Origin of the sequence: Bilifractor sp. LCP21S3_F8 (assembly GCF_052117805.1) — a bacterium.
Taxonomy (GTDB): Bacteria; Bacillota; Clostridia; order Lachnospirales; family Lachnospiraceae; genus Bilifractor.
In genome coordinates this window covers 1-980 of the sequence record NZ_JBQKIK010000064.1, presented here as the reverse complement: position 1 = coordinate 980, position 980 = coordinate 1, and the positions used below count along the sequence as shown (strand labels likewise).

1 protein-coding gene is annotated in these 980 nt (G+C 48.6%); it reads right to left on the bottom strand.

Features of this window, described 5'->3' with window-relative positions; all coding sequences use genetic code 11:
- Positions 1–66 precede the first annotated feature (66 nt).
- On the bottom strand, positions 67–980 hold a 914-nt coding region (locus ACTQ3A_RS13885; protein WP_441495346.1), incomplete at its 5' end, for a reverse transcriptase domain-containing protein.

Below are 980 nucleotides of genomic sequence, written 5' to 3'. Positions count from 1 at the left end.
ATCGGATAGGGGAGATTTTACCCTCCCCTTCCACACCACCGTACGTACCGTTCGGTATACGGCGGTTCAATAGTTTACACGAACTTTCAGATAGTGGGCTGATAAGGATGGATATCCGAGTCTGTCCACTATTATTGTTTTGGTGAGCGCCGAGTTGAGCATCGACGCCGCCCTCCACGTCCCTTTCCTACAGTAAGCCATTTCGCGTACCTTCCATTCTGGCAGATGCAGTGCTCTCAGCATCTTGTACCTCGTTCGCACTCTTTTCCATTGTATCCAGTACACTGCTCGGATTCTGTGCCGTAGCCACTCATCCAGTTCTTCCATAAGTCCCTTCATGTCCGCATACCGGAAATGGTTTATCCACCCTCTGACAGCATCATTGAGTTTCTTCTCCCTCACCGGATTGCTCCATTTGTTTCCTCTGGCGGTTAACATCCTCAGCTTGTTCTTGAATTTCGCTACCGACTTCGGATGCACCCGGAACCGGCATTTCCCCATGTAGCGGTAGAAACCGTATCCCAGGTATTTCACCTTGCTGATATGACACACTGTAGTTTTATGAAGATTGACTTTCAGAAAGAGTTTTTTCGTTATGAATGGCACTATGTTTTCCAATGTACGCTCTGCGCTCTTCTTGCTCTTGCATAGAATCATGCAGTCGTCGGCGTATCGTACGAACCTGTGTCCTCTTCGTTCCAGTTCCTTATCCAGCTCGTTTAGCATGACGTTTCCACACAGCGGACTCAGCGGACCACCCTGTGGTACGCCCTCTTCTGTTGGATGGAACCCGCCATCTTTCATAACCCCGGCCTTCAGATATTTGTGAATCAGTGAGATCACACGCCCATCTTTGATTGTCCTCGACAGCACCTCAATAAGCTTGCTGTGGTTGACAGTGTCAAAGTAAGCCTGCAAATCCATACTGACCACGTACACATATCCTTCTTCGGCGAATTGCTTGCATCTCTTGATAGCAT